22 protein-coding genes are annotated in these 21,987 nt (G+C 27.9%); 7 read left to right on the forward strand and 15 right to left on the reverse strand.

Going from position 1 to position 21,987, the window contains the following annotated elements:
• Window positions 1–27 precede the first annotated feature (27 nt).
• Window positions 28–1,098 carry an iron-containing alcohol dehydrogenase family protein gene (locus tag DR020_RS00890; RefSeq protein WP_408069124.1) on the forward strand — a complete coding sequence of 357 codons (1,071 nt, stop codon included), beginning with the start codon at window positions 28–30 and terminating at the stop codon, window positions 1,096–1,098.
• A 69-nt stretch (window positions 1,099–1,167) separates the two neighbouring features.
• On the opposite strand, the gene DR020_RS00895 is transcribed toward DR020_RS00890, so the two are convergent.
• Window positions 1,168–1,539: a pyridoxamine 5'-phosphate oxidase family protein gene (locus tag DR020_RS00895; RefSeq protein WP_055258061.1), complete on the reverse strand. Its 372-nt coding sequence runs from the start codon at window positions 1,537–1,539 to the stop codon at window positions 1,168–1,170.
• 208 nt (window positions 1,540–1,747) lie between these two features.
• Between DR020_RS00895 and DR020_RS00900 the strand changes: the two genes are divergently transcribed.
• Entirely contained in the window at window positions 1,748–2,248 is a 501-nt protein-coding gene (locus DR020_RS00900) for an RrF2 family transcriptional regulator (protein ID WP_058993065.1), read from the forward strand.
• Between the two features lie 231 nt (window positions 2,249–2,479).
• The gene (locus DR020_RS00905; RefSeq protein ID WP_055258065.1) at window positions 2,480–3,199 is read left to right on the forward strand and encodes a gamma-glutamyl-gamma-aminobutyrate hydrolase family protein; all 720 of its coding nucleotides are present in this window, start codon (window positions 2,480–2,482) and stop codon (window positions 3,197–3,199) included.
• Between the two features lie 69 nt (window positions 3,200–3,268).
• On the opposite strand, the gene DR020_RS00910 is transcribed toward DR020_RS00905, so the two are convergent.
• Window positions 3,269–4,489, reverse strand: coding sequence for a zinc ribbon domain-containing protein (locus DR020_RS00910; RefSeq protein ID WP_112364998.1), 1,221 nt, complete (start codon window positions 4,487–4,489; stop codon window positions 3,269–3,271).
• 304 nt (window positions 4,490–4,793) lie between these two features.
• Between DR020_RS00910 and DR020_RS00915 the strand changes: the two genes are divergently transcribed.
• The 3 genes from DR020_RS00915 to DR020_RS00925 all read left to right on the forward strand — a co-directional run bounded on the left by DR020_RS00915 (window position 4,794) and on the right by DR020_RS00925 (window position 6,830).
• Window positions 4,794–5,369: a hypothetical protein gene (locus DR020_RS00915; protein WP_112364999.1), complete on the forward strand. Its 576-nt coding sequence runs from the start codon at window positions 4,794–4,796 to the stop codon at window positions 5,367–5,369.
• A gap of 295 nt (window positions 5,370–5,664) precedes the next feature.
• Complete coding sequence (locus tag DR020_RS00920; RefSeq protein ID WP_055258071.1) at window positions 5,665–6,336, forward strand: hypothetical protein; 672 nt, start codon at window positions 5,665–5,667, stop codon at window positions 6,334–6,336.
• Window positions 6,337–6,434: 98 nt separating this feature from the next.
• Window positions 6,435–6,830 carry a TM2 domain-containing protein gene (locus DR020_RS00925; RefSeq protein ID WP_055258073.1) on the forward strand — a complete coding sequence of 132 codons (396 nt, stop codon included), beginning with the start codon at window positions 6,435–6,437 and terminating at the stop codon, window positions 6,828–6,830.
• Between the two features lie 120 nt (window positions 6,831–6,950).
• Here the strand turns inward: DR020_RS00925 and asnB are convergent, their stop codons facing one another.
• From asnB to DR020_RS00990, 13 genes are all read right to left on the reverse strand, one after another.
• The gene (gene asnB / locus DR020_RS00930; RefSeq protein ID WP_058993059.1) at window positions 6,951–8,792 is read right to left on the reverse strand and encodes an asparagine synthase (glutamine-hydrolyzing); all 1,842 of its coding nucleotides are present in this window, start codon (window positions 8,790–8,792) and stop codon (window positions 6,951–6,953) included.
• 237 nt (window positions 8,793–9,029) lie between these two features.
• On the reverse strand, window positions 9,030–9,218 hold the full coding sequence (locus DR020_RS00935) for a ferredoxin (RefSeq protein ID WP_055258076.1): 189 nt from the start codon (window positions 9,216–9,218) through the stop codon (window positions 9,030–9,032).
• A gap of 171 nt (window positions 9,219–9,389) precedes the next feature.
• The gene (locus DR020_RS00940) at window positions 9,390–10,073 is read right to left on the reverse strand and encodes a GntR family transcriptional regulator (protein ID WP_112365000.1); all 684 of its coding nucleotides are present in this window, start codon (window positions 10,071–10,073) and stop codon (window positions 9,390–9,392) included.
• A 169-nt stretch (window positions 10,074–10,242) separates the two neighbouring features.
• On the reverse strand, window positions 10,243–11,448 hold the full coding sequence (locus DR020_RS00945) for a NupC/NupG family nucleoside CNT transporter (protein WP_112365001.1): 1,206 nt from the start codon (window positions 11,446–11,448) through the stop codon (window positions 10,243–10,245).
• Window positions 11,449–11,725: 277 nt separating this feature from the next.
• Window positions 11,726–12,556 (reverse strand): aldo/keto reductase, encoded by an 831-nt coding sequence (locus tag DR020_RS00950; protein WP_055258083.1) that lies wholly within the window; start codon window positions 12,554–12,556, stop codon window positions 11,726–11,728.
• Between the two features lie 160 nt (window positions 12,557–12,716).
• A complete protein-coding gene (locus DR020_RS00955) occupies window positions 12,717–13,646 on the reverse strand; it encodes a 1-phosphofructokinase family hexose kinase (RefSeq protein WP_112365002.1) in 930 nt (309 codons plus the stop codon).
• 64 nt (window positions 13,647–13,710) lie between these two features.
• Window positions 13,711–14,565, reverse strand: coding sequence for a tagatose bisphosphate family class II aldolase (locus tag DR020_RS00960; protein WP_055258087.1), 855 nt, complete (start codon window positions 14,563–14,565; stop codon window positions 13,711–13,713).
• Window positions 14,566–14,577: 12 nt separating this feature from the next.
• Window positions 14,578–16,005 carry a 6-phospho-beta-galactosidase gene (gene lacG, locus DR020_RS00965; protein WP_055258088.1) on the reverse strand — a complete coding sequence of 476 codons (1,428 nt, stop codon included), beginning with the start codon at window positions 16,003–16,005 and terminating at the stop codon, window positions 14,578–14,580.
• Window positions 16,006–16,100: 95 nt separating this feature from the next.
• Window positions 16,101–17,765 (reverse strand): PTS lactose transporter subunit IIBC, encoded by a 1,665-nt coding sequence (locus DR020_RS00970; protein ID WP_112365003.1) that lies wholly within the window; start codon window positions 17,763–17,765, stop codon window positions 16,101–16,103.
• Between the two features lie 75 nt (window positions 17,766–17,840).
• The gene (locus tag DR020_RS00975; protein ID WP_305792278.1) at window positions 17,841–18,161 is read right to left on the reverse strand and encodes a PTS lactose/cellobiose transporter subunit IIA; all 321 of its coding nucleotides are present in this window, start codon (window positions 18,159–18,161) and stop codon (window positions 17,841–17,843) included.
• Window positions 18,162–18,228: 67 nt separating this feature from the next.
• The gene (gene lacB, locus DR020_RS00980) at window positions 18,229–18,747 is read right to left on the reverse strand and encodes a galactose-6-phosphate isomerase subunit LacB (RefSeq protein WP_112365004.1); all 519 of its coding nucleotides are present in this window, start codon (window positions 18,745–18,747) and stop codon (window positions 18,229–18,231) included.
• A gap of 10 nt (window positions 18,748–18,757) precedes the next feature.
• Window positions 18,758–19,183: a galactose-6-phosphate isomerase subunit LacA gene (gene lacA / locus DR020_RS00985; RefSeq protein WP_055258619.1), complete on the reverse strand. Its 426-nt coding sequence runs from the start codon at window positions 19,181–19,183 to the stop codon at window positions 18,758–18,760.
• Window positions 19,184–19,186: 3 nt separating this feature from the next.
• The gene (locus tag DR020_RS00990; protein ID WP_112365005.1) at window positions 19,187–19,954 is read right to left on the reverse strand and encodes a DeoR/GlpR family DNA-binding transcription regulator; all 768 of its coding nucleotides are present in this window, start codon (window positions 19,952–19,954) and stop codon (window positions 19,187–19,189) included.
• Window positions 19,955–20,373: 419 nt separating this feature from the next.
• Here DR020_RS00990 and DR020_RS00995 point away from each other — a divergent pair, with 419 nt between their 5' ends.
• On the forward strand, window positions 20,374–21,957 hold the full coding sequence (locus DR020_RS00995) for a glycosyl hydrolase 53 family protein (protein ID WP_055258616.1): 1,584 nt from the start codon (window positions 20,374–20,376) through the stop codon (window positions 21,955–21,957).
• Window positions 21,958–21,987 lie beyond the last annotated feature (30 nt).

Below are 21,987 nucleotides of genomic sequence, written 5' to 3' on the forward strand. Positions count from 1 at the left end.
CAAAAGAAGAGTTAAGGAGGAAATATTATGAGTAACAATGTATTTTTACCAAGTTATAGCATAGGAGATAATGTGTATAGTGAAATAGATGCTATTTGTAAATCTTATGGTAAAAAAGCAATAGTAATCGGTGGAGAAACTGCTATAGAAAAATCTAAAAATCTTTTATTAGATGGACTTAAAAATTCAAATATAGAAATATTAGATTTTTTATGGTTTGGTAGTGATGCCACATATGAAAATGTTGAAAGACTTAAAAATAATAAAAAAGTAAATGAAGCTGATATGATATTTGCAGTTGGTGGTGGAAGAAGCATTGATACAAATAAAGTTTTAAGTGATAAACTAAATAAACCACTTTTTACTTTTCCCACAATAGCATCAAACTGTGCTCCTATAACAAAAATTTCTGTAATGTATAACGAAAATCATACCTTTAAAGATTATTATTTTCCAAAAAGGTCTCCTCTTCACTGCTTTATAAACACAAAAATAATAAGTGAAGCTCCAACTAAATTTATTTGGGCTGGTATTGGAGACGCTTTATCTAAAGAATTCGAATGCACTTTTTCTTCTAAGGGTGATGTTCTTACCCATTCTAATCTTCTAGGAGTAAGTATTGCTAAAAACTGCTGTGAACCACTTTTAAAATATGGTCAAAAAGCTTTTAATGATGCTAAGGAAAATAGGGTTTCAAAAGAATTAGAAGAGGTTATATTAAATATAATAATAACTACTGGATTAGTCTCAGTTCTCGTTGATCCTAATTATAATAGCTGTCTTGCTCACTCTATATATTATGGATATACAACCATACATGAGATAGAAAAAAATCATCTTCATGGCGAAGTGGTGTCTTATGGCGTCTTAGTTATGCTTACATGTATTAAAGATTATAAAAACCGTGATAAGATATACAAATTTAACAAAAGCATAGGTCTTCCAACATGTCTAAAAGATATTGAAGTTAAAGATTGTGATATTCCTAAAATTTTGGACAAGGCTATTAAAACAGAAGATATAAAACATGTTCCTTATGAATTAACAAAAGATATGATTTATAATGCCATACTAGATTTGGAAAAATTATCTTCATAATTTACATAACAATAATAAAAAACAGATTTCCATTTTAATATGAAAACCTGTTTTTTATTTATTATAATATTACAAAGTTTGTTTAACTTCAGTTAAAGTTATTTCTAAAACCCTAGTTAAGAATGGAAATTTTTCTTTCATCATATCATATTCTTCACCTGAGGATATGAATTTTGCAGTCCCTTCAAGTCTAAAACCCGCACCTTGAGTGAAATGTCCTTGAACTTCTTTACTTCCTAAAGTCATTTTAACTTTATTGTTTTCTTTAATATTAGCTTCTGTTTTTACCATTCCAGCTGCTGGAATTAATATTTTATTATCTTTTGTTATTGTAAGATATGAATTCCAAGTATTTGCTACATGTGGTTCTCCCTTGCCCCAAGAAATAATAGATACAACACCTTCATGGCTTATAACTTCAAAAAATTTTTCTGTTAACATATTTTTAATCTCTCCTTATGTATTAAAATTTTTATTAATGAACTAATTAAAGATATTATTTATCGTAGATAACATTTGTCTTTAATTAGTTTATTACATATTTTTAATATTGTCAAATTTTAATTTAATATAACAAATTAACTTTACCCCACATTCTTGTAATGTTATATTTAATATAACAAAAATTAAAAGAAAGAGAGATGAACATATGAAACTTTCAATAGGAATAGAATATGCTCTTCATTGCTTATTATATATGATTGATATTAAAGAAAATGAAACGGTAGGAATTAAAGATTTAGCTACATTTCAAGGCGTATCAGAATCATATCTTGCAAAAGTTTTTGCAAAACTTAGCAAAGCTCAAATAGTAAAGTCAGTTCCTGGCGTTAAAGGTGGCTACACTTTATGTAAAACTCCTGAAAATATAACTTTTTTAGATGTAGTTGAAGCTATTGAGGGAAAAGAACCCATATTTAAATGTGCAGAAATAAGACAAAATACTTTACTTTTAGATAAAAACAACTTACCTAAAATCTATACTGATTGCCCTTGCACAATAAAAATAGTTATGCTCGAAGCAGAAGAAAAAATGAAAAATTATCTTAATACTAAAACTTTGGCATGGCTACACAGTCATGTTGATACTATTTTAACAAAAGAGCAAAAAGAAAAAACAATAGATTGGTTTGAAAATAGAAAAAAATAATTCTAATAAAGGGTAAATATGAAAACTTTGATATTTACTCTTTTAAGCTTTTATTAAATATCTTGCCTTTCAAAATTTTAATGGTGATAATTTCATAATAAGCATTATATACTAAAGTATAACAATATTTTTATATTATATTTTAAATATACTAAAAAATTATTATAATATAAATTTATAGAAAGGACTTAAAATTTATAATTTTTTAATTTTAAGCAATGGTGTTAGCAAATGAAGAAAAAAATTATTGGAATATCATCTCATGTTGTAATAAATGACCTAGGTGCCCTTAAAGGCTTTAAACAATTAAGACTGTTTCATGAATATATTCAATCAGTGATTGATGCTGGCGCTTCTCCTATAGTCCTTCCAAACACAGATAATTTATCAATTATTGATTCTCAAATAGATATTATAGATGGATTAATTCTAACTGGGGGGTATGATATAAATCCTTTAAATTTTAATGAAGAGCCTAAAGAAAAGCTTGGATATGTATGCAACGAAAGAGATTTATATGAGTTTTACCTTCTTAAAAAAGCCATGAAAAAGCAAATCCCTATTTTAGGAATATGTAGAGGTATACAAGTTATTAATGTCTTTAATGGTGGAACCCTTTATCAAGACTTATCCTATATAAACAATTCATATGTAAAACATGAGCAAGACTGTGAACCAACCTTTCCATCTCATTCTATATCTATTTTTAAAAACAGCATTCTTTATGAAATTTTAGGAGACAAGGCTTTAGTAAATTCTTATCACCATTTAGCAATTAAAGATTTAGCCCCAAACTTTAAAGTATCAGCACTATCTAAAGACGGAATTATAGAGGCTATTGAAAGTACAACAGATGAACTTATAATAGGAGTTCAATGGCATCCTGAGCTTTTGACTAAAAACTATGAAAAAATGCTAAACTTATTTAAATATTTTGTTGAAAAGTGTTAAAAAAATAGTATATTAATAAATCTCTTTATTAATATACTATTTTTATTTAAATAAAATCTAACTTTAAAACTATGATGGAGAATATGTTAACATTCCATCCTTGCTCTTATATCCACTATTTTTAAAATCATTTGCTATACTTTGCTTAGTTTTTAAGAATCCATTGTAACCAAATATATATCCTTCTGAAGATAACTTATTACTATTCATTGCATTATATATATCTTCAGCAGTATAAACTGTTCCTGATGCACTCACAAAAGTTACTTCATACTTATCTGTTCCTATATCATTTATATTTTGATATTTAACAATATACGTAGGTTCCCCATCAACTGTTATTGTAGTTTTTTGAACACTATTTTCATTTCCTGCATTGTATCCAACAATGTAATCAGTTGCTCCGCTATAATCAGTTTGTAAGTTACTCTTTATTTGATCTTGAAGATCTGTATTTCCTTTTGCGTTGTTAATAGCTGCTAATTGTGCATCTGTAAGTATTACGATTTTTGTATTTTTTGCACTATTTGTAAAATAGTGATTTAAAGTATTAGTTAAGTCTTCTGGTGTCATTGTAGATATAGTATATCCTGAACTTGTTGAACTTATTGAACCTATTACATCTTGTAATTGTTGCTCAATCTTAGCTTTTTCATTTGTAAGATTTTCATTTTCTATTTGAGTCATAAGTGTTGTAAGATTACTTGTACACTTTGCTAATTCTTGCTGTATATTTGTAGGCAAATCTTTGCCCTCTAGTTCCTTTATTAAACTTGTTGCTTTATCTGTATCTTTATTTGCTATAGCATTATTAATTTCTTCAATATCTTGTGCATAATTTTGAGCATCTTGTATATTTTTAGTTAAAGTTTGAACCTCTCCTTTAACAAACGGCCCTCCTAAATTCTCAAGAGCTTGTAAATCTGTATTAGCCTTTGTTAAGTTACCACTATTAATATCGCTATTTACTTTTGATATTTGAGTGTCTATTTTTTTTGTATAATTTATAACACCATAACTTCCCCCTGCTATAATAGCTATAATTATTATAATTATTATTGCCCTTTTCTTCTTTTTAGATTTTTTTCCTTTATTAAGAGGTAAATCTTCTTTATTATTTTCCTCATTACTTTTACTTAATAGGATTTGTCTTAAAACCTCTTCACTATCTAATTCTCCTGTAATTTCATTTGGAGATGTTTTTTGATCTTTAGTTTCAAATTTAGCACCACATTTTGGACAAAAATTTGAACCATTTTCTACTTCATTTCCACAATTATCACAAAACATATTTTTCACTCCTATATTTAATCCTAAGTATATAAAACTCAAGTATGTCTGAGATTTAAATAAAATAGTATAAAATAATTAAAAATCATAAAATATTACACATTATATTTAATTATAATACATTATTTTTTTTGGTTTTGTAAAGTAATTAAGGTATTATCTATTAAATATATACTAATAATTTAAATATCTTAAAATTGCGTGAATAATTCTTATTTACGTATTGACATACTTGTATAAAGTTATTATATTCTTACTTAGTGGACATACATTTGACTAAAGTTGCTTGAATAGGAGATAGATTATGAAAAAAATATTAATAGAAGTTATGATAGGAGTATTAGTAGCAGTCATTGTTGCTATATTACATTTTGGATTTGATGTATTTTCAACTAAAGCGACAAGTGCTAATAATACAACAACTGTAAGTAGTTCGATAGATTCTTCAACTGTTAATAATTCAACAGCTACTAACTCAGGAGCTACTGGCTCAGAAACTGCAAATACTACCAATACAAACAAAAGTGCAAACATTTCTAGCCCAACTGGAAATACAGAAAATACAACAAGTAATGCTGATAATACGTCTAAAAATGTTAGCAATTCTGCAAATACATCTAATAACGATTCATCTGCACAAAACACTAATAGTACTAAAAGCGCTAACACAAATAACAATACTGCAACAACTAAATCCACTACAAGTAATGATAGCGCAAGTTCAGATACTTCAAAATCTGATGCCTCAACTACAGTAGCTACAAATAAGCAAGCTAGTTCTAATACTGCATCAACTAGCAATACTAGTGATAAATCAGCTAATACAACAACTACTGCTACAAATGCTACTAAAACAGATTCAACACCTACTACTAAATAAAAAAGTTATATTTTACATAACCCTCTAATATAATAAATTAAAATATTTTTTAGAGGCTACTTATGAAAAAAACATTTTACCTCTTGCTAGGAATAGTCTTATTAATAATTATTATTATATTTTTATTACCTAAAAATAATCTTAATCAATTGATAGATCTAAAAAACAATATAATTTTTAGTCGATGGTGGAGATAATGTAAAAGTAATGTAAAAGACAATTCTAGAATATAGAATTGTCTTTTTTATATGTTATAATAAAAAAAAACTTAAAATTTATAAGGAGAACATATTATATGTCTAAAAAGAAATTTAAACGGAAAATATTGATTATCCCTATAATAATAATTGTCATCATACTAGGAGGATTATTTTTTACTTACGAAAGCTATTTTGCTCCTAAAGTTCCTGTAACTAGTGTTAATACATCAGTAAATTTAAATAGTTCAGTTTTAAACTTTGTTCCTAGCAAATCTAGTTTTTCATTATCTCAAGTAATTTTAAACTCAGATGGGGAAATTTCAGATACTAATTTAACAGATATGATAATCTTAATTTTACAAAATGTTTCAAACTCGACTTTAAAAGAAATAACTGGTGTACAAGTTAAAATTGTTGATAATGAAATTAATGTTTACGCTACATTTGATTATCTAGACATTCCATTTGAAGTTCATTTTGTGTTTACTCCACAAATAGAAAATGGTCAAGCTGTTGTTCATTATGTTAAAGGAAACATAGGCTTTATACAAATACCTAAAGATTTAGTATTTAAATACTTAAGTGATAAATCATTTATGTCAGTTGATAGTTCTAAAGCTAATATCATTTTAAAGTTTGGTAACTTAACTAACATAAAAGTAAACACTTTTGAAATTGATGGTTCTTCATTAAAAATTAATTTTTCAACAATGCTAAACTTAAATCAGTTAGCAGCAACTAAAATAGTAAGCGTGCCTTCTATTTAAACTGTATTCTTAAATTTAAAATTAAATCTCTTTAAATTTGTAACATAGTAAAAAACTCTCTAATATACTTATAGTATATTTTATAAGGAGAGTTTTTTATGTTTTGCAGAAATTGTGGTAAAGAAATGCAAGATAAATCTTCTGTATGTATATATTGTGGTGTCAAAAAAAATCATGGAAATAAATATTGTCCAAACTGCGGGTGTGAAACTGAAGAATTAGCTGATTTTTGTACAAATTGTGGTATTAAGCTCCCAAAATTATACCCCTCTGTTCAAGGGAAATCTAAAGTATTAGCAGGGCTTCTTGGTATATTTTTAGGTGGATTTGGTATTCATAGATTTTACTTAGGATATTTTGGAATTGGTCTTTTGCAACTTTTACTTAGCATTTGTTCTCTAGGTCTTACATCTATCTGGGGGTTTATAGAAGGCATACTTATTCTTTGTGATTCCATTATTACAACAGATCATGATGGAAATCCATTAGTTTAATATATATGATATTTCTGTACAAACAAAACTAAAAATTAATAATAATTAAATATTTTAAATAAATTAAAAGATAGTATTCAAATAACATATATAACTATTATTTAATACTATCTATTATTTTTATATATCTAATTTAACATTATATTCATTAAGCCATGTATCTAATTGTATCAAATATGCCATAACCTGTGGTCCTGTCATAAGTTGTCCAAACCAAGGTTTTGTGAAACTACTTCCATTTGTGTTTATTATTTTTTCTATAGCATCTTTATCTATAAGCTCTAATATTCTAGCATTTTTATTTTTTATTATATTATTTAACATATTTTTTACTGTTTCTGTATAAAGAGGATGATGAGTCTTTGGATATGGACTCTTCTTTCTATCTACTATTTCATCTGGCAAAAGAGTTCTAGTAGCTTCTCTTAAAAGCCCCTTTTCTCGTCCATTTAAAAGCTTCATAGCAGCTGGTATATTATAAGAATATTGAACAAGTCTTTTATCTGCAAAAGGAACTCTAACTTCTAAACTATTTGACATAGTCATTCTATCTTTCCTATTCAAAAGTGTTATCATAAACCATTTTATATTTAAATAAAATAGTTCTCTCATTTTTTCATCCTTTTTAGATTCCCCTTTTAACTTAGGAACCTTAGCTAAACTATCACTACAAACTTGTTTTACATAATCCTCTATTGGCAAATCCTTTATTGATTTTGCCAAAATATTTTTTCTATGAGCAACTGAATCAGCCCAAGGAAAAATATCTATATTTTCGTAATCTCTTGTATACCAGGGATAACCACAAAATACCTCATCTGCACATTCTCCTGAAAGACCAACCGTTGCTGTCTTTTTAATTTCCTTTGCAAAAAGATAAAGAGACGAATCCACATCTGCCATTAAGGGCAAATCACTAGCTATCGTAGCTTCTTTTAAAGCCTTTGCAAGCTCTACATTGTCCAAGATTATTCCATGATGATTACTTTTTATATAATCCTTCATCTTTATAACCCAATATGGATCTGAATTTGGTTGAAACAAATTCGCTTTAAAATATTTCTCATTATCCACATAATCTATTGAAAATGTATCTAGCGGAGCTTTTCCTTGCCTTTTAAAAGCATTGGCAGCAACATAAGATATGAAACTTGAATCTAATCCACCTGATAAAAATGTACATACAGGAACATCACTTACTAATTGCCTTTCTATAGCATCTACTAATAAATCTCTAAGCTTTTTTATTGTAGTTTTTTCATCATCTTTATGCTCTTTAGCTTCTAAAACCCAATATTCTTTAAGGTGTGCTCCTTTGTTATTATAAGTCATATAAAAAGCTGGTGGAACTTCTTTTATATCTTTAAATATACCACTTCCTAAGTTTCTTTGTGGACTAAGAGCCATAAGCTCTAAAATTCCCTGTTTATCAACAACTGAATCTATCATAGGATGCGCTAAAAGTGCCTTTATCTCTGATGCAAATAAAATTGAATCATTTTTTATAGAATAAAATAAAGGTTTTACCCCAAGAGGGTCCCGTGCTAAGAACAATTCCTTATTTTGTTCATCCCAAATACCAAAAGCAAAAATTCCATTTATATAATCAACACATTTCTCTCTATATTCTATAAAAGCAGTTAGCAAAACTTCTGTATCTGAATAACTTGAAAATGTATATCCTTTTGACACCAAATCACTTCTTACCTCTTCAGTATTATAAAGTTCTCCGTTGTAAACAATTGTATATTCTTTATTATTTACATTTTTAACCATAGGCTGAAGTCCCCCTTTGGGATCAACTATAGCAAGTCTTCTATGTCCTAAAACTGCATTATTAGTCGCTTTTATTCCATAAGAATCAGGTCCTCTTGGAGTTAGTGTATCTCTCATTTTCTCAACCATATATTGTTTAGTCTTTATATTATTATTTAAATCTACCCATCCTACTATTCCACACATATAATCACCTCTTAATTTATATATGAATTTTTTAAGCAATTTGTTAATACGAATTTTAGATTAACCACTATCTATAACTTTGCAATTTTTAAACATAATTGCCTAAGATATACTGCTCTTTATATTTAATAAATGGGTTGCAAGATAAACAAATGGTCTTAAATTCAATATAAAATAAAAATAATTAGGATATAATCCTAATTATTTTTATTTACAAGACAGATTTCTATTTTAAGTTTAATCTACTGTTATAGCTGCAACAGGACAACTTTCTTGAGCTTCTGTTGCTGCATTTTCCATATCACTTGGTACTTTTTCTACCTTTGCATAAGCTTTCCCATCATCATTTAGTTCAAATACTTCAGAACAAATTTGTGGGCATAATCCACAACCTATACAAGTATCTTGATCAACATGTGCTTTCATAATAATTTTTTGCTACTTTATAAAGTCTTTATAAGGTAGCTCTCCTTTCTCAAGTAAATTAACACACATAAAATAATTTAATTTCATGTCTTTAAATATTATGAACATGTTGTTCTTTATTTATTCACTAAAACGCTTAAAAATATAGCGTAAATATACACAAATTTAATATTATTTAAAAAATAATCCTCCTTCTTCATACTGTATTTTTTTCTTACAAGAATCAGCTGATTTTTTTATATGCTCTAATACAATATTGTCTACACTATTTATATCTTTATTTTTTATTGTTGTTAGATATTTCGTATGCTCGCTAATTATTTTATTTTTATCTTGCTTTATTTCATTTAACAATCTCATTCTATTATAATGAGTGCTTATTTTCCCTATTGCTTCCCAAATATTTTTTTTATTTACTCCCTCAAATAATAATCTATGAAATTCATTGTCTAAATGATGAAATTCTAATTCATTATTTTCTTTATCTGCTATAAGTTGTTGTGCAAAAAGACATTTTTCCATATCAATTAAATTATTTTCATTAAAATTAATACAAGCTTCTTTAAGAACTTCTTTTTCTAAAAAATATCTCATAAAAATAGCTTCATCTATTAAATTCCAATCTATTTTAGCCACATAAGTTCCTGATTGAGGTTTTACTTCAATCAGATATTCTGACTTTAATTTCATTATAACCTCTCTTATAGGAGTTCTAGATAAATTAAGAACTTTAGACAATTCTGTTTCACTTAATAAATCTCCTGGCTTTAATTCTAAAGACATTATATTATCTTTTAATACTCTATAAGCATACTCTTTGCTAGTTTCCTTATTTAATTTTTCATAAAGTATCAATTCTATTTCCTCCTAGTAATTTACAAATTAAAATACTAATATACTAATACATTTTATTATACTATACAATCTAGCAATTATATAGAATATAATTTATTAGGAAAAGGGACTTATTAAATAAATTTATTTAATAAGTCCCATACCTAATATTTATAACACAATTTTAATTTTAAAATACTATTCCAACTATCATAGCACTTAATATACTAACTGCAAACCCGCCAATCATTGATTTAAAAGCTAATTTTGCAAGAGTATTTTTCTTTTCAGGACAAAGTGCCGAAATACCTGATATACATATTCCGATACTTGATATATTAGCAAAACCTGCAAGAGCAATTGAAAGCACCATTTGAGTTCTCTCTCCTAAAGTTGCAAATATTGAGCCTAATTGTTGGAATGCAACAAATTCATTCAATACCAATTTGCTTCCTAAAAGCTGTCCAACTGTAAGAATCTCATTGCTATCTACACCCATTAAAAATCCAAGAGGTGCAAATATATAAGAGAATATTTGTTCTAAGCTCAAATTGAATATACCTAAAAATCCATTAACTAAAGCAACCAATCCAATTATTGCAATTAGTGATGCTCCAATGGCTAAAACTGTTTGCAAACCACTCATAGCACCATCTGCTATAGCACCTAAAAGATTTGTATTAGAATCTTTCTCAATACTAACACTAACCTCTTCAAGAGATTTTACCATATCCTTTTCTGATTCAGGTAGTAATATCTTAGCAATTGCAATACTTCCAATTGGCACTAGTGCACTTGCTATTAATAAATATTTCATTGGTATTCCAAGTGCAGTATACCCTCCAATTATTGTAGCTGACATACTTCCCATTCCAGATACTAACACAACTACAATTTCACTGTTAGTCATTCTACCTAAATACTTACTAACCAATACTGGACTTTCTGTTTGTCCTAAAAACATATTAGCAACAGCAACAAAACTTTCAACTTCAGTTGTACCTAATATTTTACCTACAACTTTTCCTATAATTTTAACTATAAATCCTATTACACCTAAATAATATAACGCCGAAACTAAAGCTGATACAAATATTATGTTTCCAAGTGTTTGAATTCCAAATATAGCTCCAGTAGGCATTGATGAATCTGAAAGACTACCAAATACAAAATTTAATCCTTCACTACCATAGCTTAAAATTTGTGTTACTACATCTGAAATTTTTTCAACTATTACTTGTCCAATTGGAAATCTAATAAGTAAAAAAGCAATAATAAACTGAATTACAAGTGCTTTTATTATAGTCTTATAAGGAATATTTTTCCTATCAGAGGACAATAAATACATTATTCCTAATAATACAACTATTCCTAGCAGACTTATGATTATTTGCATGTTTTTCCCTCACTTTATCTTATTTTTTGTATGTTTTGTCAATATAAATACTATTGACCTTTTAATGTAATTTTACCCATATATGCTATGATATATTTACACATATTGTTTGTCAATAATAATTTGTTATATTTTATAAAAATATTTGCTTTTTAGTATTTTTTTATAAAAAATAAGATAAAATATAAAAGAAAATCATTATTTTTTATAACAATTTACAAACCATTTAATAGTATTTTTGTAAATTATTCGTCATATGATTGTAATAAAAACACCATTAAAAATCTAAATAAGTTGTATTTTCAGGAACTCCTGATATATTTTCATCTCTATTTAAAAGGTCTATCTTTTCAATATCTTCATTAGATATTTGAAAATCAAATATATTAAAATTAGCTTTAATTCTTTCTATATTAGATGATTTAGGAATAGGTATTATACCATTTTGAATATGCCATTTTAAAGTTATTTGAGCCTCATTTTTATTATATTTTTTTGCTAACTCATTAAGTAGAGGAATTTCAAATATTTTTCCCCTCATTATCGGTCCCCATGCTACAAGCTGAATATTATTTTCTTTACAATATTTAACCATATCTTTTTGTGACCTTCCTGGATGTATCTCTATTTGATTTACCATAGGCATTATTTTTGCAGTTTTTTTAAGTTCTTCTAAATGTCCTTGTTTAAAATTACAAACACCAATCGCTTTTACTTTTCCCTGCATATAAAGTTCCTCAAATGCTCTCCATGTATCACTATTTAATTTATTAGGCCAATGTATTAAATAAAGATCTAGATAATCAACTCCCAAATTCTTTAGTGATCTATTAAAAGCCTTCATAACATTTTCATAACCATGCTCATCATTCCAAAGCTTACTTACTAAAAATATCTCTTCCCTTTGAATTCCACTTTCCTTTATTCCTCTTCCCACTATATCTTCGTTTTTATAAAAATAAGCCGCATCAATTTGTCTATACCCTATTTTTATCGCTTCTTTTATACAATTTATAGTTTCTACTTTATCTATTAATTTATAAGTTCCAAAACCAATAGACGGCATTTTAACTCCATTTGCTAATATTTTATACATATCATTATTCATAACTTTTACCTACTTTCTAGATTTTAAAAATAATTTATTTTATTATTTTTTTACAATTATAACCTTTTTCATTAAATAAATCTAATCTCTCTACTTATCTAATTCAAAAAAAAATAAATTTATGAGCACCAAATTGCTTTCAATGCTCATAAATCTATTATTAACCAATCTCTTCTACATTTACTTTATTCATTAAATCAAGAACTATCTCTTCCCTCACAAAACCAGTTTCCTTCTCAAGAGAGTTAGCAGTTCCACAAGCTGAAGCTAATTTTAATAGTTTTTTGATATCATAACCTCTATTTAAAGCAATAGCTACTCCTGCAACATAAGAGTCACCTGAGCCCACAGTATTTACTGCATTAACCTTTTGGAAAGTTGTTTTATAAAATTTCCCATCATATCCTGCTATTGAACCTTCAGCACCTAATGATATTACAACCAACTTTATTCCAATCTCCTGAAATCTTCTAATTTCTGAAATTACATCCTCATCTGACTTTATACTTCTCCCAGTAAAAGACTCTATCTCATCTTTATTTGGCTTTATAAAATATGGTTTCTCTTCTATTCCTTTTTTCAATAATTCTCCACTTGTATCTAATAAAAATTTTTTTCCCTTAGCGTTTGCTATTTTTATTAACTCTTTATAAAAACTATCTTCTATATTTCTAGGTACACTACCTGATGCAACAACTATTGTACTTTTATCTATAAGAGAATTATACTTGTTTAAAAAGCTTTGCCTCTCATCTTCAGTTACATTAGGCCCTGGCTCTAAAATTTCAGTTTGAATTAAATCATCTGTTGTAAAAGCCAAACATTCTCTAGTATCCTCTTTTATATCCACAAAGTCATTCTTTATGTTGTAACATTTAAGCTTATCTTTTATAAATTCTCCAGTTTTTCCCCCTAAAAATCCTGTAACTAAGCAATCCTCTTTTAATATAGTAGCAACATTAGCTACATGTATACCTTTACCCCATGGTGTGTTTTCTACAGTTTTAGCCCTCATTACAGTACCTTTTTTTATATCTTGAAGTTCATACCTTTTGTCAACTGATGCATTAAGATTTATTACTAATATCATTTTTTCCCACCTTTTCATATACCAAAAGCCACTTTACTCAATGTTAGCAAAGTGGCTTATTCTATTAATACCTATTATTACTTCCACAAACCATTATTTTATTTTGTACTATTTTTTTCATAGCAATTTTACCTGGTGTCATATATTTTCTTGGATCATTTTCAGTCGGATTTTTTTTGAAAAATTCCTTTACCGCATCAGCAAAAGGGATTTTTAAATCTGTTGCTACATTTACTTTACATATTCCAAGACTTATAGCCTCTTTTACTAAATCATCAGGCACATCTGATGCACCATGCAAAACCAATGGAACATTTACCCTCTCCCTAATTTCTTTTAGTCTTTCAAAATCTAATTTAGGCTCACCCTTATACAATCCATGAGCTGTTCCTATTGCTACTGCTAAAGAATCTACATTTGTTCTTCTTACAAATTCTTCTGCATCATCAGGGTTTGTGTACATTGTATCTTTCTCATCAACAATTAAATCATCTTCTCTTCCACCTAATTTTCCAAGTTCAGCCTCAACCACAGTATCAAACCTATGAGCATAGTCTACAACACTTTTTACAATTTCAATATTTTTTTCAAAATCATACTTTGAAGCATCTATCATACATGACCTAAAACCTAAATCAATATCCCTTTTTATAGCTTCAACATCTTCAAAGTGATCTAAATGAATTGCTATTGGAATATTATATTTATTTGATGCAACCTCTGCAATAGCCTTAATATAATCTGCTCCTGCATAATTTTCAATAGTCGATGGAGTTCCTGCAATTATCACAGGTGATTTTAACTCCATAGCTGTTTCTGCAACAACTTGTAAAGTTTCTAAGTTGTGAATATTAAAAGCAGGTACTGCATACTTCTCCTTTTGAGCTTTCAAAAGCATCTCTCTCGTAGATAATATCATTTTTAATTCCTCCTAATATTCTATCTCTTCTCCATCACATAATATCTTAGTATCAGACATCTTTTTAAACCAATACGCACTTTTCTTTGCATATCTTTCTTGACTATCAAAATCTACATAAAATAAACCATATCTTTTATTAAAACCATTACTCCAAGATAAAACATCCATAAGAGACCATACAAAATATCCCTTAACATTAACCCCTGCATCTTTAGCCTTTAAAACAGCTTCTAAATGTCTTTTTATATAATCAATACGAGGAGCATCATCTATTTTTCCATCAACAAAATCATCTTTATATCCCATACCATTTTCAGTAATATAAACCTTTTTATAATTTGGATAATCATTTTTGATTCTAACTAACATATCATAAAGTCCTTTAGGATAGATTGGCCAATCCCAATCAGTTGTTTCAACTTCTGGATTGTTTACTCTCTCACCTATTCCCTTTAAAGCAAAAATACTTGTACCCTTTTCACCTGTACCATTATGATAGATATTACTTTCTCCATCATAAGCTTTTAAGAAATGACTAGAATAATAATTCATACCTAAAAAATCTATGTTTTTAGAAGCTTTTTCTATAACATCCATATCGCCTTCATAAATTATTAATTCCCCATTATTTTTATCAAGGATATCCTTTATAATGTTTAAAGTATCATCATCATATTTTCCTTTAAAACAAGCATCTAACATAAATTTATTTGAAATTGTATAATCTATTTTTGCAGCTAACTTATCCTCCTCAGATTCTGTTATTGGATATTTTCCTTCAAGTGTATGAACTATTCCTATTTCACCCTTTAAATTCATAGATTTATAAAGTTCAACTACCTTTGAATGAGCCACCATCATATTATGCATAGATTGTATTGCTTTTTCTACATCATATTTTATACTAGGTGGAAAATTTCCAGCTATATATCCATTTTGAGCAACAGCCCAAGCCTCATTGAAAGTTATCCACTTTGTAACTCTATCTCCAAAATTATCGAAACAAATCTTTGCAAATTTTACAAAATGATTTATGTTATCTCTATCTAGCCAATCGCCATTTTTAAAAAGATTAAGAGGTGTATCAAAATGATGAAGAGTTACAAAAGGCTCTACCCCATTTTTTAAACATTCATCTATAAGATTATTATAAAACTCGATTCCCTTTTCATTTACTTTACCCACACCATCTGGAATAACTCTACTCCATGAAATAGATATTCTAATTCCATTTAATCCAAATTCTTTTGATAAACTTAAATCTTTTCCATATTTATGGTAAAAATCACTTGCTATATCTCCATTAAATTTACTTTCAGGTCTATTTAAATACTCATCCCATATACAAGGTCCTCGTCCTTCTTCCATTGCTGCTCCCTCTGCTTGATATGCTGCTGTTGCTCCTCCAAAAATAAAATCATTGTCAAATTTATACATACTGACTCCCTCTCTTTTTTACCTCAAATTTTAAATATTTTTTAGTTTAACTTTTAACCCCATATTAATTTAAAAATATTACCAAAATACTATTTTTAACTATTTATAATATCTAGTGCAAAATTTAAAGCTCCTATTGAATCTCTTGTTAATTTTACATATTGAACCCCAGATGTTGTAGCTGATTTAGTACCCTTTGATTCACAATCTTTTTGAAGTTCACCATACATAGATGCCATTTGAGGAGCTAGAATTATTAAATCAAAGTCAGAAATTATTTCTTTATGTTGTCCATAAGCCATTGCTGTAGATTCTAATTTAATATTATTTTCTTTAGCGCCTTTAGATATTGCATTTGCAAGCATACTGCTTGTAGCTCCACTTGCACAAAGAACTAAAACATTTAAATTTTTATCATTATTTTCTGGACTTAATTTAATTTCCTTAACAGCTGCTACTTCCTCTACCTTTTCTTCTACAACTGAATTATTATTTTTTCTCTCTTCTTCAACTAATTGAGCATCGTAAACTTTAAAAAATGGATAATACATCACAAAATCTACTGCAAGTAGCAATGGAGCTAACACAAAAGAAAGTGTTGCAAATCCTGTTCCTAATATTAAACCAATAGGTGCTGGTGTTGTCCATGGAAGAGTATATACAAATCCATTCATCCCTAAGTTCTCAATAAAAAATTTAAATATCCATACATTTGCTATTGGAGTTAATATAAATGGAACAAAAAATATCGGATTTAATACTATAGGTGCTCCAAATAATATTGGTTCATTTACAGCACAAGCAACAGGAATAATAGATGTTTTTCCTAAAGCTTTTAATTGCTTAGACTTAGCCATAAAAGCAAACATGACAGTTAACATTAGTGTTGCACCAGTTCCTCCAATTGTTGCAACGAAATAAGATGTTCCATGTGTCAATACATTTGTAGCATGTTGACCGTTTTGAAATAATAATAAATTAGCTTCAACATTTGCTATATATATAGCAGTTACTGCTGGCTCAACAATTGATGGTCCATGAATTCCAACAAACCAAAACATTGCCATAGAACCATAAATTATAGCAAGTCCTATATAACCATCAGCTGCTGTAAATAAAGGTTTTAATACTTCAAGTATCCATGCACTAAAACACATTCCTGAGAATTTAACAAATATAAGATCAAATAACCAGAAAAATAGAACTGACATTGCAAGTGGAATTAAGTCTGCAAATGTTTGAGAAATATTTTTAGGAACTTCATCTGGCATTTTTATAGTTATATCATTTTTTACACAAAATTTATATATATTAGGAACTATAAATGCTACTATAAACCCAGCTAAAAGTCCTTTTGTACCCATATAAGTACTTGAAAATCCGCCATCTATAGATTCAACACTTATTAATAAGAAAGAAATTATTGATACAATCATTACAGATACAATATTTATCTGTCTTATCTTTGGCAATTTTGCATTAAAATTTTCAGCTAAACTTTTTGCAATCGTTGCAACCATTAAAATTGCTAATATTCCCATAGAGTAGTTATAAGCTTTCCACAAAGCTGCATCAACATTTGCTGGCCAATAATATCCAAATATATTAGGAACGCAAGCAACCAATATAAAAATACTTGAGAATAACACAACAGGAATACAACTTACAAATCCATCTCTGATTCCTCTTAAATATGGATTTTTTGAAACCTTTTCAAAAAATGGTTTCATCTTCTCAACTATCTGAATTAACTTTTCCACCTAATAATCCCCCTTTTTTATTTGAGGATGAATAAATAATCCATCCTCATTTTCAAAGCTAATTTATTTTTATTATTAATTCACTTTTTTATATAGATTTATAAAATTTTGAACCATATCTCTTAAAAGCATAACAGTCATTAAATGATCTTGAGCATGTACTGTTAAAAAACTCATTGGTATTTTTTCTCCTGCTGCCTCCATTTGAATCATCTTTGTTTGAGTTTTATGAGCCTCATCTATAAACTCAGAAGCTTCCTTAATTAAATTTTCAGCTTCATCAAATTTCCCTTCATTTGCAAAATTTAAAGCTTGTATATATTTTGATCTTGCATCACCTGCATAAGCTACTATTTCTAATGTTGTAAATTCTAATTCTTCAATTGTCATTGTCATTTTTAATTCCCCCTATTTTAAACTTACTTTATATATTTAAAACCACAATCATAATATCCCATAAATATTAATCATGGTATTCTCCCTTATCCCATTTTTCTAAAAACTCATCAAAAAAGTGTTCATTTTTAAATTGATCTTCTTTTGTAACTGCAATCGAATCTAATTTCTTAATAACTTCTAAATCCTCATTTGTAGGCTCAAATTTAGTATCTAGAAATACATCTACCATATTTTCCATTAAACCAACCCCAGTAATTCTTCCACCAAATCCTAATATATTAGCATTTAAATGTTTTCTAGCATAAGCCACAGTTGAAATATCTCTAGCTAAAACTGTTCTTGTTCCAGCAACTTTTGTAGCGGATGCTGTTATTCCAACACCTGTTCCACAAAGAACAATACCTAAATCAGCTTCTTTTGAAACAACCTTTTCTGCTGCTTTTTTTCCATAAATAGCATAGTGCGTTCTTTCCTTATCATAAGTTCCACAATCTATAACTTCATATCCCTTTTCTCTTAAATAGTTCACTAGATAATTTTTTCTATCTGTAACAATATGGTCACAAGCAACTGCTATCTTCATAACCTTCCCCCTATAACATTTTGTTTAACATATCAACTCTTATTTGGTGTCTGCCCCCTGCATATTCAGATTCTAAATATGAATCTACTATATTTTCTGCAAGAGTTTGTCCTAATATCTTAGAACCTAAAGTTATCACAGATGTATTATTATGGTTTCTTGTCATAAACGCTGAATGCTCATCTGAAACTTGAGCACAAATAATACCTTTATGTTTATTTGCAGCTATAAATGACCCTACGCCATAAGCATCTATAAGTATTGCTCTATCCCCCTCATCTTCAAGTATTCCTTTACATACTCTGTCTGCTGAGTCTACAAAATCAACAGAGTCTTCTGTTTTATCTACAACTTGATAACCTTTACTCAAAAGATATGATTTTAAATGTTCTTTTAAATCAACTCCATATTTATCAGAACCTATTAATATTTTCATAAATTACTCCCCTCTTACACTATTAATTATTTTGCAATATTTTGAATACTTATATTTTAAATCACTATCTAAATCAAATTCTGTAACAATTGCTGTTATATCATCTAATTTATATAATGTATAAAAATCTTCTTTCTCAAATTTGGTATAATCACAAACTAAATATCTCTCTATTGAGTTGTTTAACATTATCCTTTGACTTTCTCCTTCTTCCTCATTAGATGTCATAATATTATTATTTAATATTCCATTAGCTCCTATAAACGTACTTTGCACTCTTATCTTATTTAAAATTTCATTAGCAAAGCTTCCTACAAAAGTATTAGTTTTGTACCTTAACCTACCTCCAACTAATATAACCTCAAATTGCTCATTATCTTTACATTTTTCAAATATACTTAGACAATTAGTAATTATTTTTACATTATTTGATTTAATATAATCAGGTATATGCTCTGTGGTTGTTCCTGGTCCTATATAAATATTATCATTATTTTTTACTAAACTTGCTGCAATTTTAGCAACTTCAATTTTATTATCAATATTTATATTCCTTTTTTCATTTGGTGAAAGTTCCTCAAATTTAGCTCCCTCTAAACTTCTAGCTCCTCCATGAATTCTAATTAACAGACCTTTTTCTTCTAAAAATCTTAAATCTCTTCTTATTGTCATTTCAGTTGTTTTAAGCTTTTCTGTTAAATCTGTCACTTTTATTATTCCAAATTTGTCTAAAGCCTGTAATATAATTTCATGTCGTTGCTCCCTTAGCATGTCTTATCACCTCTATACTTTAATATATTTTTGTTTAGTAAATTTTATGTTTATTTTTTATCTTTTTTTTTCGCTTTTGTTTATATTTATATTATACATATTCAAATATATTGTTTTCAATTTCCATTTTTATCAATTTTAAACTTTTTATCTCCATATTTTGAAACTATATTGATTTTTCATTAATTATCTTTATTTTTCTATTTTTTACTAATAATTGTATTTTTATCATTACTTTTTATATGTTTAAAATTAACAAAAATTAACATGTATTTTATTTACATTTATTAATTTTATTGTTATAATCTTTCTGTAATATATTTTAGACGCATTTTGTTTTACATATGATAACTTAGCTTTAAAAAAAGCTAAAATATATTGATTTTTTTATATTTAAATTTTATTTTAGGGGGAAATTTATGATTAAAAGAATTTCTAAGCCATTTATTTTATCTTTATTATCCTGTCTTTTGGTGTCTAATATAGGCATCGATAAAACCTCTGTCGTAGCAAATGCTGCGAATACATCTAATACTTATTCTTCTTCTAATATTGCTAAGGGCGCAGATATTGGATGGGTTAGCCAATTAGAAGACATAGGAATAAAATGGGTTAATGATAATGGCAATACAGAAGATCCATTAAAAATTCTTAAAGATAAAGGAATTGATTCTGTTAGATTAAGAGTCTTTGTTGATCCACCATCTAATTATACTTGGACTAAAAGAGATGGAACTGTATGCTACTTAGGATATTCTGACAAAGATAGTGTTGTAGCTATGGCTAAACGAGCAAAAGAACTTGATATGAAAATTATGATTGATTTTCATTACAGCGACCATTTCGCTGATCCAGCTTATCAAGACAAGCCAAAAGCTTGGGAAAACCATACCTTTAATAAGCTTAAAGAAGACGTATACAATCATACAACTGAAGTTATGACAGCATTAGCTAATGAAGGAATTTATCCTGAATGGGTTCAAGTAGGAAATGAAACTAACTCTGGAATGTTATGGGATGATGGATACATTTGGGATGGATCTAGTACCCCTAATGTCACTTCATGGTCACAACTTATAAACGAAGGTTATAGTGCAGTGAAGAATATTAGTCCATCTTCAAAAGTTATTCTACATTTAGCTCATGGTTATGACAATTCTCTATTTAGAAATATTTTTGATGCTTTAAAAGATGCTGGTACTAATTATGATGTAATTGGTATGTCTTATTACCCTTATTGGGAAGGTTCTGAATATACTGATAGCATTAATGATATAATATACAACCTAAATGATATGTCTAGTCGTTATAATAAAGATGTTATGATTTGTGAAATTGGAGGTCTTGAAGACGAAGCTACTGAAACTTATAATTTAATAAAAGCAGCTATAAAAGCTGTTTCAGATGTTCCAAATGGACGTGGATTAGGTGTATTCTATTGGGAACCTGCTGTAAGTTCTTCTGTTCTTCCTGATGAATATCCTTTAGGGGCTTGTACAGAAATTTCTAAAAACACTCTTAAATTTACTACTGCTCTAGATGCTTTTAAAGACTCTGCATTTAATGATTTAAATACAAATAGTACTTATAAAATAGTCAATAGAATTAGTGGTAAAGCCTTAAATGTGTCTGGAGGCTCTCATGAGAGTGGAGCAACTATTGAACAATACACTTATTACGGTTGGAATAGTCAAAAATGGAAATTGATATCATCTGGAAATGGATATTATAAAATAATGAATGTGGGCAGCGGAAAAGTTCTTGACATTTCTAAATCTTCTTTACAAAATGGTGCTTCTAATATTCAATCTAATAATAATAATGGACTTAATCAACAATGGAAACTTATTAAAACAGAAGATAACTACTACAAGATACAAAATAGAAACAGTTCTAAAGTTTTAGACATTAAAGCTTCTTCTAAGGACGAGTGTGCATCTAGCATACAATGGGAAGATAATGGTGGCTGGAACCAAATGTGGATATTAGTCGAGGTAGACTAATATTAAAATCAATATAAACAATTAAAAATA

The organism is Sarcina ventriculi (genome assembly GCF_900456775.1).
Taxonomy (GTDB): Bacteria; Bacillota; Clostridia; order Clostridiales; family Clostridiaceae; genus Sarcina; species Sarcina ventriculi.